Genomic DNA, 17341 nt, shown 5'->3' with positions numbered 1-17341 from the left:
GATGTTTTTAGTTGATGTTCTAACCTATATAATCAGGAATTTATAAAAGGTTACAGCAGGAATAAAATTTTTTCAATTTAAATTCCCGAAAGCAGTGAAAGTTGGTAATAAAAATATAGCTGAATACTTAGCTGCAACCGCAACCATCTTGCCCACAAGATTTTGTGGTTTTTTTTCTAGTGGGAATCAATGACTTTGGAAGAATAAATTTTAATACCAAATACCCAACGGCAATTGTCAAAATTAAATATACCAGAATGTGTTGAACGATTTCCATTTATTTTAGGATTTGATATGCCGCCAAAGCAACAAGATAAGCAAAAACGCTCATAAATATTAGTTGAAGCAAAGGCCATTTCCATGAGTTAGTCTCTTTTTTAACAATAGCTAACGTACTCATACATTGCATGGCAAAAGCATAGAATAACATTAATGAAATGCCAGATGCCAGGTTGAACAATGGTTTTTTGCCTGAATGATGTAACTCTGCGGCCATTCTACTTTTAATGGTTTCCTCTTCGTCATTACCTACACTATATATGGTTGCCAAGGTTCCAACAAAAACTTCGCGCGCAGCGAATGATGTTAAAACTGCAATGCCAATTTTCCAATCGTAGCCTAATGGTCTAACCAAGGGTTCAATGGCTTTTCCTGCATACCCTATATAAGAGTGTTCTAGTTTATAACTAGAAATTTCCTGTGCTCTAGCTCTTTCTTTTAGTTGGCTTGTCATTATCTGTACAGAGTCTTGGAGCGATTTTAACCCAATGGCATTGGTTTGATCTACAATATTCAATTTGGTGCTCTGCATATAGGTGCCAATGTTATTCTGAATGTAGTTTTTACTATACGTGGAAAGGCCTTCATCTTCAATTCTTTTATTGACGATACTTTCCGCATTTTTAAAATCTTCAGAATATCCATTGGATCCCAGGAACCAAAGGACAATAGAAATAGCTAAAATGATTTTTCCGGCCCCAAAGACAAAGCTTTTGGTTTTTTCTATTACGGTGTAGGCCACATTTTTCACAAGAGGAAGTCTATAAGTAGGCATTTCCACCATAAAAAGGGAACTACTTTTAATTTTCAAGATTTTATTTAAAATCATTGCTGAAAAAATGGCCATTCCAAATCCAATAATATATAACAACATTAAGGTCAAGGCTTGGTAGCTCAATCCTAGAAAACGTCCTTTTGGGATAACAAGGGCAATTAAGATTAAATAAATAGGCAACCTTGCTGAACAAGTAGTAAAAGGCGTGACCAAAATGGTAATCAAGCGCTCTTTCCAATTTTCAATGGTTCTTGTTGCCATAACTGCCGGAATTGCACAGGCAGTTCCCGAAATAAGGGGCACCACACTTTTACCACTAAGACCAAATGGGCGCATGAGCTTATCCATTAAAAAGACAACCCTGCTCATATATCCAGTTTCTTCTAACAGTGAAATGAACAGAAACAAAAAGGCTATTTGGGGAATAAAGATTACAATGCCGCCTATGCCTGCCAGTATTCCCTCGGCCAACAAGTCCGTAAATACTCCCGGGGGCAACGTATTTTTAATCCATTCGCCAGCCATGGCAAATTGCTGGTCAATAAAATCCTGTGGATAACTGCTCCAATCAAAAATGGCTTGAAAAATGGTCAATAATATGACAAGAAAAATGACATAACCAAATACCTTATGTGTCAATACTTTATCAAGAGAGGCGCGCAATCCTTTAGCCGCTTGAAAGTCTACTTTGTAGGTTTCTTTCAAGGTGCTATTTATAAACTGATAACGTAAAACAGTTTCCTTGTGTTGAAGTTTTTTAAGTTCATCTTTGGATTTGGTGGAAAAAGAAGTCGCATCCTGAATTCGCTTCTTTTCAATGGGCATAAAGTTTACATCCTGTGTGATCACCAACCATAGTTTGTACAGGTCTTCTTTGGGGAAAGCTTTTTGCAAACGCCCAAAGTATTCGGGGGAGATTCTAGAAGTGTTTACATTGGGTGCTGTTGATAAGGTTTTGTAATCGGCAATTAATTCTTTAATACGTTCAATGCCGTTTCCCTTTCTTGTGCTTACCAAAGCAATTTTGGTATTCAACTTTTCTTCTAGAGCTTCAATGTCCAATGAAATCCCTTTTCTGGACATTCTATCCGCCATGTTGATGACTAAAATAGTAGGGATTCTAAGATCCTTGATCTGTGTAAAAAGGAGTAGATTTCTTTTTAAGTTTTCTACATCGCTAATTACTACCGCAACATCTGGATAATCTTTATCGTTCTTGTTCAATAATAGTTCAACGACCACACTTTCGTCCAACGAGGTGGTATTAAGACTGTAAGTGCCTGGAAGATCAAGAATATGTGCTTTTACTCCTCGCGGTAATTTGCAGATACCCTCTTTTTTTTCAACAGTAATGCCAGGGTAGTTCCCTACTTTTTGTTTAAGCCCTGTAAGTTGATTGAAAACTGAGGTTTTTCCAGTATTGGGATTGCCGATTAGTGCAACATTTATGCTTTTGCTCATATGGCTATCGTATCATCAATAATATCAAGCTCAATTTGCTTGGCCAAGGAGCGCCGTATGGCTATGTGGCTACCATTTACGTTAATGTAAATTGGATCTTTTAAAGGTGCAATTTGAACCAATTCTACGCTATTTCCGGGTAAACATCCTAGCTCCATCAATTTTATGGGAAGAACATTATCTGAAAATTCCTTTATGATTCCTTTTTGTCCGTGTTCTAAATCTGCAACAGTCGCCACCAAACTTATTTAGATTGATTTTAAGTAAGAGCAAAAGTAAATAAAAATGAGCACATAGGATTCTTAAAGTTTCAAAGGATTATTCCGCGTAACCAGCCTTTAAAATTTCAAGGTCTTCAAGAAGTTTTTGTATTTCTTCTTTGTTGGTGCCATCATAGAATCCCCGAATCCTTCTTTCCTTATCCACAAGGATGAAGTTTTCAGTGTGGATCATATCATAAGGACCTCCATCACCATCGTTTTTTACCGCTAAATATGATTTTCTTGCAAGCTCATAAATCTGTTTTTTATCTCCTGTAACCAGATTCCATTTGCTATCCATAACCCCTTTTTCCAATGCATATTTTTTTAGTTGGGGTACGGAATCAATAACTGGCGTTACCGAATGGGAAAGCAACAAAACATCCTGGTCATCCAAAATTGAACCTTGAATTTCTGCCATATTCTTGGTCATGATAGGACAGATGGTTGGGCAGGTAGTAAAAAAGAAATCAGCTACGTAGATTTTATTCGTGTAATCCTTCTGGGTAATCTTTTGCCCGTTTTGATTGATCAACTCAAAATCTGCAATGGTATGATACTTCTTTTTGTAGTGTAAAGTACTGTCCACCAACTCTTGACTCACCATAGAGGGTTGAAAAATGGGGAGTATTTTTTTTGGTTGTAAAGCGTTGTAAAACAAATAGATAATTACCGTCGAAAGTGCTAAAAGCGTTACTCCAAAGAATTTGTATTTTGAAAAAAAAGACCTCATCAGTTACAAAATTACGACTGACAGAAGGATTCTTCAAGATAAAACCTAAGTTTTGGTGCTAAAACTTTCTTAAAACGAAGCGGTGCTTGGTTTTGCCGTTTTTTTATCACTGGCTAAAAGTTTACTTTTGTGCGTTTTAACAGATAAATGCTGATGAGCCCCATTATAATAAAGACCATACAATTCTTTCTTAGTTTGTCCTTACTTATTGTTCTTCATGAACTTGGACATTTTATCCCTGCAAAAATATTTAAGACAAGGGTTGAGAAATTCTATCTCTTTTTTGATGTTAAGTATTCCCTCTTTAAGAAAAAGATCGGGGAGACCGTTTACGGAATTGGTTGGCTGCCCTTAGGAGGGTATGTGAAGATTGCCGGAATGATCGATGAGAGCATGGATACCGAAGCAATGAAAGAGGAACCAAAACCATGGGAATTCCGCAGTAAGCCGGCATGGCAACGTCTTATCATTATGCTCGGTGGTGTAACCGTTAATTTTATCCTTGCCGTTATCATCTACATTGGCATGGCATACTCTTATGGCGACCAATACATTCCAATGGAAAGCTTGCGGGACGGTGTTTGGGTGACCGAAAAGGAAATAGGAGATAAGGTCGGCATACAGACTGGTGATAAAATTATTGCTATTGATGGAGAAAAATTGAAAACCTTTAATAGCGTTTTTATTGAATTGATCAATGGAAATACGATAACCTTAAATAGAGATGGACAACAAATTGAGCAAGAAATCCCAATTGATTTTATCTCTACCTTATTGGAAGATGAGGAGAAGGTTAGGTTTTTAAGTTTACGAGCACCTTTTGTTGTAAATAAAGTTTCTAAAGGTTCGCACAACACAGATACAGGATTTATGTCCAAGGACGAATTTTTGTCTGTTAATGGTTCAGAAGCTATTTATAGAGACCAAGTGATGGCGCTTTTGGAAGAAAACAAAGGAAAAGACATCAACATAAAAGTAAATAGGGGTGATGGAACACAGGCAGATCTAGTTGCCAAAGTATCTGATGATGCAAAACTGGGAATAGAGATTGGAGGCTTTACCATGAAGGACCTAGAGGATAGGGGCTACTTCAGAATTCAAACCGAGAAATACACTTTTCTAGAAGCTATACCAGCTGGCATAGACAAGGGCGTTACAACTTTGTCCAGCTACGTAAAACAACTCAAGAAAATATTCAATCCTTCTACTGGTGCTTACAAAGGTGTTGGTGGTTTTGCGGCTATCGGCAGTATGTTTCCAGATACTTGGGATTGGGCGGCTTTTTGGTCCACAACGGCATTGATATCTATTATTCTTGCTTTTATGAACATCTTGCCAATACCAGCTTTAGACGGTGGCCATGTAACATTTTTGCTATATGAAATGGTAACGGGAAGAAAGCCTAGTGATAAATTTTTGGAGTATGCACAAATGGTTGGCTTCTTTCTTTTAATAGGATTATTGCTGTTTGCAAATGGCAACGATTTGTATAAATGGCTTTTTAAGTAGAAAACCACTTTTTTTGCTTGTTGCATTTTAAAGAAACTCCTATATTTGCACCCGCTTAGGGTAAAATATTCCTCCTTAGCTCAGTTGGTTAGAGCATCTGACTGTTAATCAGAGGGTCCTTGGTTCGAGCCCAAGAGGGGGAGCTTAATGAAAGAAAGCCATCTACGAAAGTAGGTGGCTTTTTCTTTTTACAAAAAGAATTTTGGTTAGTTCAAACTACCTTTCCAAAAACTCAAATGGGTCTTAACCTCAGAATCATACCGCCGTCAACACCAATATAGATTAGACCATCTGGCCCCTGTTTAACCACTCGTATTCTTCTTCCAAAGTCTTCTAACAATCGTTCTTCATGAACTACCTTACCATTTTCAAGGACCAATCGGTTTAAATGCGTGAGTGCCATTGCACCAATAAATAAGTTGCCTTTCCATTTTTTAAAGGTGTCTCCAGAATAAAACTCCATACCACTTGGTGCTATAGATGGTGCGTAATAATAATTGGGTTGTTCCATTCCTTCTTTATGGGTAATTCCCTCTCCGATTGGAGTATCATCATAGTCTATACCATGGCATATTATTGGCCATCCATAGTTAAGTCCTGGTTTAATAAGGTTTAGTTCATCTCCTCCCTTTGGTCCATGCTCATGCAACCAGAGTTCATTGGTTTTGGGATGTAATGTTAGCCCTTGAGGGTTTCTGTGCCCAAGGCTCCAGATTTCTGGTTTTGCATTCTTTGTGCCGACAAAAGGGCTGTCGTTGGAACATAGTTGTAGTGCATATTCCTGACATTAAATCCCTCCCGCATCAGTCTTTTGAAACCGTTTTCGGTGTAGTTGTTCTGAAATCGATATAAATATTCCACGCGCATCTGATCAATAATGATTCCAACAACCAATTTGGGTTTGTCGTTGTGCCGTGCAAAATTATGTTGGCTACATATTACAGCTATTAAGATAAATGCAATTTTAATTACTTTGATAAGGGCCATAATACTTCTTGATATTTAAGGTTGCTTCATCCAAAACGTAAACCATAAAGGTTGTTCCATTGTGAGCGACACGCACTACAATATGCCCTTGTAGGCTTTTGTAATTATCCCTGAACCAAGGGCCATATGTCACCAATGTCTCTAGATGCATATTAGTGGAGAAAATATCCCTTTCCATGGTTTCTTCATCATGATGAATCAAGCGTTGGTACACTTCCTGTCCTGGATGGTCGGAACACCAAAGTTGTTGAATCACTACATTGGGATTTAGTGTCTTTACAAAAAACGCATTGGTGGCATCACGGTTTCCATGATGGTTGAGGGTTGTCACTTCCACTTGCTCTACAACTTTTGCTATCGGTGTTTCCACATCAAACCATTTGGGGAGCCCATAGCCTTGCAAGCCTGTATTGTCACCTCCAGTGAAATAATCGAAACTTCCATAAGATAGTTTTAGGGCCAGACTGAGCGGATTTTCATTGTAACCGCCTTTATAAAAAGAGGTCATGTCCTCTGCTGTAAAATAGTCCATGGTGTCATTGCCAACTCCTGTCCAAATGGTCCCATTGGATTTAATATTTCTGATGGAAAAATTAGGGTATTCGTTTTGATTATTCAACAGATGTATTTGGGATTTACTGCCTACTTCCAAAGCCTCGGCAGGCATTTTCATTGTTGCCAGGAAAGAAAGATATTCCTGAAAAATACTGTCATTTTTTAGATAGGTGGTAAGGTCAAATGGAAAATTGAGGTACGGCGAGTTCCGATCTATGATTTTTCCGAAGGGGATTTTTTTTCCCAATCCCACCAAGCTTCCATAGTGATCGGAATGAAAATGTGACACCAAGGCATAGTCGATTGTATCTTGATGTTCTTTTGGAGTAACCTTTTTAATGTAGGCCGATATCCATTCTGCCGTTGATTTACTGTCATCTGGAACTGGAGAAGTAGCCTTTAATGGGGCATATTTTTTTTCAAACCCCTCCTTGTCCATGCTTCCTGCATCAAAAAGCATGGTAGTGCCATCAGGTAGAACAAAAAAGGTGGAATTCCCACTTCCTGTGTTGATATGATGAATATCCAAATAACCTTCTTGCCATTTGGGTAGTTTTTGTAGTGGTTCGGCCGATTCCGTTTTTTGCTGGTCAATATTGATATTTTCAGGTTTGGGCTTACAGCCAAGCTGAAACGTCAGCAAGATAGCCGTAACGATTGCCAAAATTTTATGATTCATGTGCTGTGATTTTATCTAAAACATATGTTATGAGTTCTTTTACCTTGTCCCGATAGTTTTCATTGGCTTCTTTATTGAGCCTATTTGCGATAATCAAACAGATTGCAATGGCTTCGTGTCCCAACATTTTGGCCAGACCGTATAATGCAGAACTTTCCATTTCATAATTGGTGATTCTATAGCCGTGATATTCAAAATCGGAGAGCTTGTTGTTAATATTATCCAGTTTTTTAAAAAGACGTAATTCCCGGCCCTGTGGAACATAAAAACCAGGTGAAGTAATGGTGATTCCGGTAAAGGTGTCTTTACTCTTCAATTGGTTCAATAGCTTTTCGGAAGCGTCCACCACGTAAGGATTTAGGAATATGGAATGCCCTCCGACCAAAATCCGAAGTAATCTGCGAAACTCCTCATTAACAACATCAGCTTCGTTTTCATAGAAATACAAAAGATTGTCAAACCCAACTGATTTTTCTGAGATCACATAAGAATTCACAGGAATATCTTTTTGAAGACTGCCCGAGGTCCCAATCCTAATAAATTCCAGTTTTCTCTTCTCTTCCTTTATTTCCCTTGTATCAAAATCGATATTGACCAGCGCGTCCAGTTCGTTCATTACAATATCGATATTGCCAATGCCAACACCGGTGGAAACTACGGTGATTCTTTTCCCATTGAATTTTCCGGTCATACTCACATATTCCCGGTTGCCTATTTTAAACTCTACCTCCGAAAACAAAGATTCGATTACATCAACCCTTTTGGGGTCACCCACAAGAATAATGGTATCAGCTATTTGCCCAGGGGTTAAATGGAGATGGAAAATACTCCCGTCTGGATTTACAATTAATTCGGATTCTAAAATCATGTTTGTCCCTAATTATGTAGGTTCTTGCTTCGTAAAAAATCCAGTAACAATTTCGGACGATCCGTTTGAATAATATCAACATTGTTATCGATATACCATTGATAGGTATTGATATCCATTGCGGCTTTTTCATCATCATGGCCTCCACTCAGACGAGGCCATAACGAGTTGACCCAAACACTTGCTCCTTTTTCACGTATTTCGTTGAAATAAGAACTTAAACCGATGGTGTCGTTCGGGATTATAAATTCGAACGCGACCGGTTTTCGATAATTTATGTAATCATCAACGATTTCACTGCTACCTTGCTTCAAGCGGATTACAGGCATAAAATTGACGTTGTCCAGATATGTTCCGAATTCTTCTTCTACCTTCGTTCTTGTCTTTGTCCCTTTGATAATCACCTGATCCAAGGTTTCCGTAAGTTGTACGATTTGGATACATTTATCAAAGATGGTGTAGCTTTTATCCAAGTTGACCAAAATCTTGTCCTTTGTTGTCTTTAAGGCTTCTTCGAGCGTTGGTATTTTATGCTGAGTAGCGACTCCCAATCCATCTTTTAAGTGCAATGCCCTTAACGAATCCAATGTCCAATCTTTGACAAATCCTTTTCCGGTAGTGGTACGGTCAATAGTTTCGTCATGCATGAGTACTAAATGGCCGTCTTTAGTTTCCCTTATGTCAATTTCTACCATATCTACACCCATATCGATACAATTTTGGATGGCTTGCAACGAATTTTCAGGTGCATTCCGCCAATCTCCGCGATGCGCTACTACAATGATTTCTTTGTTTGCTGAATCGTTGAGATTAGCGATTTTATCCTGGATTGTGGATGCCTTGATGTCTGTTGCATCCTTAGGGGTTATCTCAGTGGTTTGTTGTCCTTTACAGCTTCCCCATAGCAGAAGGGCCGTAAAAAATAAAAAGCGTTTCATGTTATGTTTTTTAAAGGTTTGTTGGTGATTCTTTAAAAAGAAATAAAAGGGGGGACGTAATCCCCCCGATTGAAATAAACTAAACTAACTCAAACTAACTAGTACTGTTCTTATGCTGCGATCCTGGTTAATAACCTGGATTTTGGGTGATGGACGAATCGGTGTCCAATTGACTTTGTGGTATTGGAAGAATCAATTTGTTATCATCTATGGCCACATTGGACCCAGTATTGCTAAAGAAAGCATTCATTACGGATACTGCTGTGCCGTATCGCTTTAGATCGAACCACCGATGTCCTTCTCCGAAAAATTCAAAACGACGTTCTTGGCGAATCGCATCCCGAACTTCTCCTTGAGTGGTCGCCGTGGTTGCCGCCAAACCTGCTCTTGTCCTTATCACATTTAGTTGTGTTGTGGCCTCAGCGGTCTGATTGTTTTCATTTAGCGCTTCGGCATATTTGAGGATGACATCGGTGTATCGAATGATTAGATGATCACTTCCCCCATCATCGGCACCTGTGGTCGATACCTCATACTTAGTGGAAAAGTAAAAAGGGTTGGCTCCAGGATCTACGGCCACATAATCATTGAGCCTGGTATCCCCAGCATCATAGGAATCTATGAAATCCTGTGTGGGCAGATTGTGGCCTTTTGCATTTGCCGTTGTCCCGGAAGGGCGGAATTGGGAGCCCGCAGGACTGCCTTCAAAACTGCCATCAACGTTAAACCCGCTTGCAAACTGCACTTCAAACAAAATCTCGGAATTACCCTCGTTGGCCACACCAAAAATCTCAGCGGTTGTAGCCGCCAAGGTGTATTCACTAGAATTCACCACTGCCTCCAAACTGGTCAAAGCGTCACTGAAATTACCCTGGGTTAGTTGCACATCACCCAGAAGCGCTTGGGCCGCACCTCTAGCAGGTTTGCCAGATTCCTTTGCCTCTGGAAGGTCTTGAATGGCATCATTTAAATCTGTTTCTATTTGGGTATACACCTGAGCCATTGGGGTACGGCCTTGACCAAAGAAATCAAAAGGACTCTCGGTTTCGGTGGTGACCAAGGGCACATCGCCATATAATCTTACCAAATTGAAATACAACAGTGCTCGAATGAATTTCATCTCACCAATTCTATTGGTTTTACGGGAGTCATCTTCATATTCTATGTCGGTAACTCGATTCAAAATGGTATTGGCCCTCTGAATACCTTTGTATGATTCGCGCCATATATCTCCTACCAAATCGTTACCTGCGTTGGTCGAAAAGTCATCCAATTGCCCAAAACGACCACCATCATTTGCCGCAATTTCTTCAAAGGAATCTTCCCCAGATATTTCACCGACACCAATTAAATCTAGGCCATAAAGACCTCCGTTTTGCAATTGTGCATAAACTCCCGCTATAGCGCTTTCCAATTCTTGTTCATTGGAATAGAAGTTATTGGCAGACTTTTCGGTAATTGGAACAATATCCAATTCTTCCTCGCATGAAAACAGTCCAAGGAAGACAACCACCATTAAAAATGTATATTTATTAAAGTTCATTTTGTTTTCGGTTTAAAATTTAACGTTTAATCCCAGTGCCATAAAGCGTGTTAACGGACTAGCGGATTGAATCCAACCTCTTGTGAGGGTCTGTTGGTTATTGCTGTCTCTTGTATCCAATGCGTCAGGATTGTATCCCCGGAAATCCGTACTATTGAAAATATTGTTCCCCGTTAGGTAAATTCTTAGAAAATCGATGCCCAAATAGTTGGTGACACTTTCTTGGAAGTTATATCCGATTTGCAGACTTCTCAAACGGAAATAATCGGCATCGTATACAGAAAGACTGGAAGACCTTGTTAACCTTCCGGCAGAGGAAAAGCTGGAAAAATCTGGTCTTCTGAAAAAACCATCGGGATTTCTATCAGAATAGTAGTTATCAAAATAATGCTGGGTTGGCACAAAAAAGCCTTCTCCACTTTCCGCAAAGTAAACCATACGGTCCGAGACTTTTCTACCTTCTATCCCAGTGAATTGGGCATTAAAATCAAATCCTTTATAGTTGAGGGTAAAACCAAAACCATAGGTAAAATCTGGATTGTAGTCCCCAAGGGTAACCCTGTCATCAGGGGTAATTTGTCCATCACCATCGGCATCTCTTACCACATAATCGCCAACTTCGGTGCCCGCTAGCGGTGTCACTGTTGCTGCATCTATTTCGGCTTGGGTTCTAAATACGCCTTGAATGTCATAGGCATAGAACTCCGCAATACTTCCACCAACTTTGGTAAGGAAGCCCATTCCTCCGTTGCTCTGGATAATCTGTTCCTGACCTTCTCCCAAGGCCAAAACCTCATTTCTGCTACTGGTGATATTGGCATTAAAGCCCAATTTTAGTTCGCCAATCTCAAAGTCGTTTCCTCGGATTTCAAACTCGAACCCCTTGTTTTCCAATTCGCCAATATTCTGCAAAGATTGGGAAAATCCTGATTGTTGTGGTACTGGAACTTCCAATAGGAGGTCGGAGGTCTTGGATTTGTAGTATTCTGCCGTGAACAATATTTTGTTATCCAATATACCAAGGTCTAAACCCATATTCAGTGCGGTATTGGTTTCCCATGAAAGGTCGGGATTGGGAGAGGTTTGCGTGTATGAACCTGGAACCAATTGTCCATCTACCACATAATTATCAGGGTCAATCAATGCGATGGAACCAAAATCCCCAATTTGATTATTACCGGTTTGGCCCCAGCTTGCCCTTAGTTTGGCAAAACTTAAAAGTCGATCTTCAGGAAAGAAGGTTTCGTTGCTCAACGTCCATCCGCCCGAGACAGATGCAAAATTTCCATATTTTGTATTCGCTCCAAAACGTGATGAACCATCCCTTCTAAAAGAACCAGAAAGAGAATATCTGCCATCATAGTCGTATTGCAAACGGGTAAAATAGGATTCAAGCGCCCATTTGCTCCTGCCAACGATGGCAGAAGGATTGGTGGCCCCGGCTATGTTCCGAAGGTTGTCATCTGCAAAGTTATTGCCCTGCAATCTTGTATTGAAGAAGCTTTCTTCTTGATAACTGAAACCCAGTAAAGCGTCAAAGGTATGTTTGTCGAGGATTTTGTTGTAGGTCAGAAGGTTCTCCGTGATGAAATTTTCCCTTCTAGCGTTGTTCTCGAAAGCCTGTGTAAGGTTGTTTGCCACTGGGGTTCTATAGTTGCCAATGTTTGAAGGAGCAAAAAATTCTGTAAAAATGGTGTTGAAATCACCGCCCAATGAGGTTTTGAACTTTATGCCGTCCCAAGGTTCTATTTCTACATAAGCATTTCCAAACAGTCTTAAACGTCGTTCAAAAAAATCGGTAAGCTCCGTTTGTGCAACAGTATTCTCAGAGATTGGCCCGTCCCAATTGTCGTTATTGTCTTGTAACTGATTTGCTATGGCAAAAGTACTATCAGCATTTCGGATTGGGTAATAAGGTTGCATTAATATAATGGAGAAACTTGGGTCTGGTTGAGCACGGTTACCCAGACCGTAATTGGACCAACCCGCCTCTCCGGTTGGATTGGAATTGACCAGTGAAATATTGGATGTGATTCCAAAGCGAATTCGTTTGTTTATTTGGGAATTCAACTGCATATTGGCAGTGTAGCGCTTGTAATCAGAATCCATTATGATGTTTTCTTGATTCAAATACCCAAAAGAAACAGAGTAATTTGTTTTTTCTGTTCCACCACTGAGGTTGATATAGTGATTTTGCTGTGAAGCTGTACGGAATACGGCATCTGTCCAGTTGGTATTGGTCAAACCAACTTGTCCATCCAAATATCCTTGAAGATATCCTGGAATCCTGCTACGTTTACCTCCACCGTTGGCATCACGGGTGGCATTGTCATCGGCAGCGCTCCTTCCGGGACCTCCCGAAACGTATCCAAAGTTTCTGGAATCCGAATCAAAAAAGGCCGCGTCATAAGCATCCACCAGTTCAAAATTGTCAATACGATCTTGAAATCCATAATAGGTGTCATAAGTAACTTTCAAACTTCCCTGTCTTCCTTTTTTAGTGGTGATCAAAATAACACCATTGGATGCCCGAGAACCATAAATAGCGGCAGAAGCTGCATCTTTAAGGATGTTGACGGATTCGATGTCTTGGGTGTTGATGGAACTAAAGGAAGATCCTTCGGACAAGGGGTTGCCATCAATCACGATCAGGGGATTGGTTCCCGCGGTCAATGTGTTGAGCCCCCGAATCTGAATCACTGAATTCTCACCGGGATTCTTTCCATTCCCAAGCACCTGAATTCCGGATACGTTCCCGGAAAGTGCCTGCTCAAAGTTTGCGGAGGAGAAGTTGTTCAGCGCTTCGCCGTCGACTTTGGAAACGGCTCCGTTAAACTTTTCCTTGGTGGTAGAACCGTAGCCGATGATGACCACTTCTTCCAATTTCCCTGCATCTGGCAGTAGCTGAATGTTTATGGTGGTCTGTCCACTAACGGCGATTTCTTGTGTGGAATACCCTAGATAGGAAACCTCGAGTATGGCATTACCTGACGAGACCTCAATGGTGTAGTTTCCGTCAAAATCTGAACTCACCCCATTGGTTGTTCTTTGCTCAATGATGCTGGCGCCCGGTAGTGGTTGTCCATCCTCATCCGTAACCACCCCATTTACCGAAAACTGGACTTTGGCCCCCAAGTTGGATTCTTCGGGTTGGGAAGTACGTTCAGGTTCGGTTCGTTTCACCAAATAAATTCGGCGATCGTTTAGGTTGAATGTGGTCTCGGTATTTTGAAAAACCCGGTTGAGCACATTTGTGATACGCTCCCGATCCACTTTGATCGAGACAATTCGATCTATGTTTACGTCTTTGATTTTATAGACAAACTCAAACTCGGTTTTACTTTCTATTTCATCTATCAATTGTCCAATGGAGACGTTGTTCAAATCCAGTGTTACTTTGGCACGTTGTCCGTAGGCATCGTTGGCCTGCATGGAAAAGAGAGCGGCCAAAAGGAACAACGTACTGAGTTTCATTTTTAGGTCATATTTAAATACTGGAAATAGGCTTCTTTTAAGTGTAAGAAGTTTTTTCATACTTTTATAGTGTTAATTGTGGTTAATCTTTTTTAGGTTGATCACTTCTACCAATCGGGAGATGTTCGTAGCATTTTCCGATTTTTTTTGGTCAATTTTAACCTTAGTAAGAAGCAATCATTTTAGTATTTGGTCACATCTTTTTTTGGTTATGTCATAGGCAATATGGTTTAAAGCTTAGCTGTTCGGTAGTTATTCTATGATTATTTTATCATTCAGGAATTGGTATTCAATACCGTAATTGGCTTTTAATTCCATGAGTACATCTTCTATGGGTTCATTTCCGAAATTCGCATTAAACTCTTCATAGGTCAAATCTGAATTGTTGTTTATAATGGTCACATCGTAGTGTCGCTCCAATTTTTTCATGATGTTGTTAAAGGTCATGTTCCGGAAAACCAATTTCCCATTGACCCATGAAGTATATAAATTCGTTATAACTTCCGACGTATCGATATTGTTTTTGACCTTGTCAAAACTTCCTTTGAATCCAGGTTTTAGGTATACGTTTTTTTCCGAACCGTATTCTTCTTTCTCGGTATATAGACTTACAGCACCTTCAACAAGAACAACTTCCGTAGTTTCGTCCTCTGGATATGCCGATACATTGAATTGGGTTCCCAGCACACGGACGTTTAATCCATTTGTATTTACAATGAAAGGGTGCTCAGGATCTTTGGCCACGTCGAGGTATGCTTCTCCCGTAACAGAAATCTGTCGATTCGATCCTTCAATAAATTGAACTGGATATTTAATCGAGGATCCAGCATTTAGATGAACAATTGTGCCATCCGAGAGCTGAAGTTGGAAGGTTTTTCCATTGGGCACATTCAAGGTATTGTATACAAGTTCGTTTTTAGAATCGGTATTGGCATACTTCAAACGTTTCCCATCTTGTTGTCCAACTACATTGCCCACGGCATCTAGAATCTCTACCTGTCCGTCCTCATTAATGACCTTTGTTTCACCATTTTCGAGTTGAAGGGTGATGGCATTTTCCGGTATGATAAGATTGGTGTTCGATGTATTGTTTTGCAGATAGAAATATCCTGTTGCCATTAAACCTATAAATACAGCTGCTGCGGCAGACACTTTCCAAACAATCGACTTTCTCCGCTTGGAACGGGTTTGTGTATTGATGGATGTCCATAACGACTCCTTTATGGCATTTTTGTGGGCTTCATCATTAAAATGAGGTTCTAAATGAGCCAACTTTAGTTCCTGCTTGAACTTTTCTAAAATTTCCAGCTCTTGATTGGATATAGATTGGTTAAGGTATTTATCCAACAGTTTTTTAAATTCTTGCTCTTGCATATTTTCTGCGCTATATAACTATGAACCGCAAAGCCATGAAAACTCACATGAATTTTTTAAAATTAACATTTTATTAACATTTTCTGATGAAGTGTGGAAATTTAGTGAGCCTAATTATCGGAGGAGATATTAAAAGAGGGTGATAAATATAACAAGAGAGGTCAAGGAGCTTTGGGCCAGCCTTAAATTTTGTCGGATGGACTTTAACGCAATGGACATTTGATTTTCCACAGACCGTTTGGAGATGCCCAAACGTTGGGCAATTTCTTCATTACTGGCAGATTCCATACGACTAAGTCTGAATACCTGTTGACATCTGGGCGGTAATTCTGTCAAGGATTTTTCTATAATAAACCGGGTCTGATCCAAGTTATGTTGATCAGCGATATTGGATTCTATAGATAATTCCAATGCCGCTATAGCTTGGAGGTGGGCAGTTTTAAGTTTATGATTACGTAAATACTTAAAGCAACCATAGCTGACAGACTTAAAAATATAGGCTTCAAAATTTTCAAAGTTACCGTGTTCCTTTTTTTGCCACAAATTCAACCAAATCTCCTGCACGATATCCTTAGCCACATCCTCATCAAGGATTATTGATTTTGCCCTAATGAACATAGGTTCCCAAAAAAGTTCAAATAGCTTCCGAAAAGCCTTTTTATTGCCCTTTTTGAACTCCGTTAAGAGTAGTATGTTGGTTTTCAGGTTTGAGGTTGACATTTCAATTCAATACTTGATAATATGAAATTTTATATGATAAATGTATAAAAAATGTATTTATCTTCTAAAAATGATAAATATCCTAACCGATTGATAAGAATAATTTATTACAAGAATAAAATGGAGTGGCCTTAATAGGATTGCAAAATGCTTATTGCATTGCCAAAATCAACTATCTTCAAACACCCAATTGAAAAGGGGTGGATATATTCCAAGGTCAACCTTATCACCATGGAAGCCCGTTATTGGGGGTGCCATAAAATAATAAGTTATAGTATGAAGCTACATTTCTTGGATAGGACCATTATTGAAAACAATTCGTTTGCAATAAAAGAAAACAGCTACCCCTATTTTTTGAGAATATGGCATTATCATCCTGAATTGGAACTTGTTTATATTAATAAAAGTACAGGAACAAGGTTTATAGGCGACAGTATTGAGCGATTCTCCGAAGGTGAGGTTGTTTTAATTGGCCCAAATCTGCCACATATGTGGTTAAATGATAAAAAATATTTTTCCGATTCGTCCAATTTAGTTGCCGAGGCATATGCCATTCATTTCAAAAAAGATTTCTTGGGAAAAGAATTTCTAAATGCACCAGAGCTAAAAAATGTATCCGATTTGATCGAAACCTCTATTTTGGGGATAAAGTTTGTAGGCTTGGACAAAAAGGTTATTGCGCTGATCAAAGAGTTACCAAAAAAGAGATCTTTTGAAAAGTTGATACAATTCTTGGAGATACTGAACAGCCTTGCTAATCATACTGAAAGGGTTCTTTTGTCCAGCAAAGGTTATTTAAGCTCTTTTAAAAAGAGCTACAACATAAATAGGGATAGGGTATTGCAATATATCTTCAATAATTTTAATAGATCGATAACATTGGTGGAAGTTGCTGCCATTGCAAATATGAACACTTCCGCTTTTAGCAGGTATTTCAAAAAAACACATAGAAAAACTTTCAAGGAATATCTAAATGAAATCAGGGTTGGTTATGCCTGTAAATTGTTAACGGAAAATGATCATAATATTACACGGATTTGCTACGAATCCGGATACAATAGTGTTTCAAATTTCAATCGCCAATTTAAAAAGATAATGGGAATTTCACCTTCTGAATATCTAAGACAGCATAGGATAACCTGACTTTTCTGCAAAAAAAATACTGGTAGGTGCAATATAATGCATG

Annotated in this window: 14 protein-coding genes and 1 tRNA gene; 3 read left to right on the top strand and 12 right to left on the bottom strand. The window is 39.3% G+C overall.

All coding sequences use genetic code 11. The features are described 5' to 3' along the window. Positions 1–277: 277 nt before the first annotated feature. The 3 genes from feoB to SJY44_RS01520 all read right to left on the bottom strand — a co-directional run bounded on the left by feoB (position 278) and on the right by SJY44_RS01520 (position 3508). The gene (gene feoB, locus SJY44_RS01530) at positions 278–2515 is read right to left on the bottom strand and encodes a ferrous iron transport protein B (RefSeq protein ID WP_396590993.1); all 2238 of its coding nucleotides are present in this window, start codon (positions 2513–2515) and stop codon (positions 278–280) included. After that, on the bottom strand, positions 2512–2757 hold the full coding sequence (locus SJY44_RS01525) for a ferrous iron transport protein A (protein ID WP_396590992.1): 246 nt from the start codon (positions 2755–2757) through the stop codon (positions 2512–2514). Before SJY44_RS01525 ends, feoB begins: the two co-directional genes overlap by 4 nt. A gap of 76 nt (positions 2758–2833) precedes the next feature. Then, a complete protein-coding gene (locus SJY44_RS01520) occupies positions 2834–3508 on the bottom strand; it encodes an SCO family protein (RefSeq protein ID WP_396590991.1) in 675 nt (224 codons plus the stop codon). A 153-nt stretch (positions 3509–3661) separates the two neighbouring features. Between SJY44_RS01520 and rseP the strand changes: the two genes are divergently transcribed. Both rseP and SJY44_RS01510 read left to right on the top strand, forming a co-directional pair. Continuing rightward, a complete protein-coding gene (gene rseP / locus SJY44_RS01515) occupies positions 3662–5017 on the top strand; it encodes an RIP metalloprotease RseP (protein ID WP_396590990.1) in 1356 nt (451 codons plus the stop codon). A 69-nt stretch (positions 5018–5086) separates the two neighbouring features. Further along, a tRNA-Asn gene (locus tag SJY44_RS01510) sits at positions 5087–5160 on the top strand. Positions 5161–5249: 89 nt separating this feature from the next. Here SJY44_RS01510 and SJY44_RS01505 read toward each other — a convergent pair. The 9 genes from SJY44_RS01505 to SJY44_RS01465 form a co-directional block, all read right to left on the bottom strand. Continuing rightward, positions 5250–5732: a PQQ-dependent sugar dehydrogenase gene (locus tag SJY44_RS01505; RefSeq protein ID WP_396592109.1), complete on the bottom strand. Its 483-nt coding sequence runs from the start codon at positions 5730–5732 to the stop codon at positions 5250–5252. Then, a complete protein-coding gene (locus SJY44_RS01500) occupies positions 5696–6004 on the bottom strand; it encodes an alkaline phosphatase family protein (RefSeq protein ID WP_396590989.1) in 309 nt (102 codons plus the stop codon). Before SJY44_RS01500 ends, SJY44_RS01505 begins: the two co-directional genes overlap by 37 nt. Continuing rightward, the gene (locus tag SJY44_RS01495; RefSeq protein ID WP_396590988.1) at positions 5982–7238 is read right to left on the bottom strand and encodes a ComEC/Rec2 family competence protein; all 1257 of its coding nucleotides are present in this window, start codon (positions 7236–7238) and stop codon (positions 5982–5984) included. Before SJY44_RS01495 ends, SJY44_RS01500 begins: the two co-directional genes overlap by 23 nt. Continuing rightward, positions 7228–8106 carry a nucleoside phosphorylase gene (locus tag SJY44_RS01490; protein WP_396590987.1) on the bottom strand — a complete coding sequence of 293 codons (879 nt, stop codon included), beginning with the start codon at positions 8104–8106 and terminating at the stop codon, positions 7228–7230. Before SJY44_RS01490 ends, SJY44_RS01495 begins: the two co-directional genes overlap by 11 nt. Before the next feature lie 8 nt (positions 8107–8114). Next, positions 8115–9044, bottom strand: a complete 930-nt coding sequence (locus SJY44_RS01485; protein WP_396590986.1) for a glycerophosphodiester phosphodiesterase family protein — start codon at positions 9042–9044, stop codon at positions 8115–8117. A 127-nt stretch (positions 9045–9171) separates the two neighbouring features. Next, entirely contained in the window at positions 9172–10587 is a 1416-nt protein-coding gene (locus tag SJY44_RS01480) for a RagB/SusD family nutrient uptake outer membrane protein (RefSeq protein ID WP_396590985.1), read from the bottom strand. Between the two features lie 12 nt (positions 10588–10599). Continuing rightward, positions 10600–14121: a TonB-dependent receptor gene (locus SJY44_RS01475; RefSeq protein WP_396590984.1), complete on the bottom strand. Its 3522-nt coding sequence runs from the start codon at positions 14119–14121 to the stop codon at positions 10600–10602. Between the two features lie 192 nt (positions 14122–14313). Next, a complete protein-coding gene (locus SJY44_RS01470; RefSeq protein ID WP_396590983.1) occupies positions 14314–15435 on the bottom strand; it encodes a FecR family protein in 1122 nt (373 codons plus the stop codon). Between the two features lie 129 nt (positions 15436–15564). Continuing rightward, positions 15565–16155, bottom strand: a complete 591-nt coding sequence (locus SJY44_RS01465; protein WP_396590982.1) for a sigma-70 family RNA polymerase sigma factor — start codon at positions 16153–16155, stop codon at positions 15565–15567. Between the two features lie 276 nt (positions 16156–16431). Between SJY44_RS01465 and SJY44_RS01460 the strand changes: the two genes are divergently transcribed. Beyond that, positions 16432–17298 (top strand): AraC family transcriptional regulator, encoded by an 867-nt coding sequence (locus SJY44_RS01460; protein ID WP_396590981.1) that lies wholly within the window; start codon positions 16432–16434, stop codon positions 17296–17298. Positions 17299–17341 lie beyond the last annotated feature (43 nt).

The organism is Allomuricauda sp. R78024 (assembly GCF_044596045.1).
Classification (GTDB): Bacteria; Bacteroidota; Bacteroidia; order Flavobacteriales; family Flavobacteriaceae; genus Flagellimonas.
Note: the sequence above shows the minus strand (reverse complement) of the source record. Positions and strands in the feature narration are given on the sequence as shown.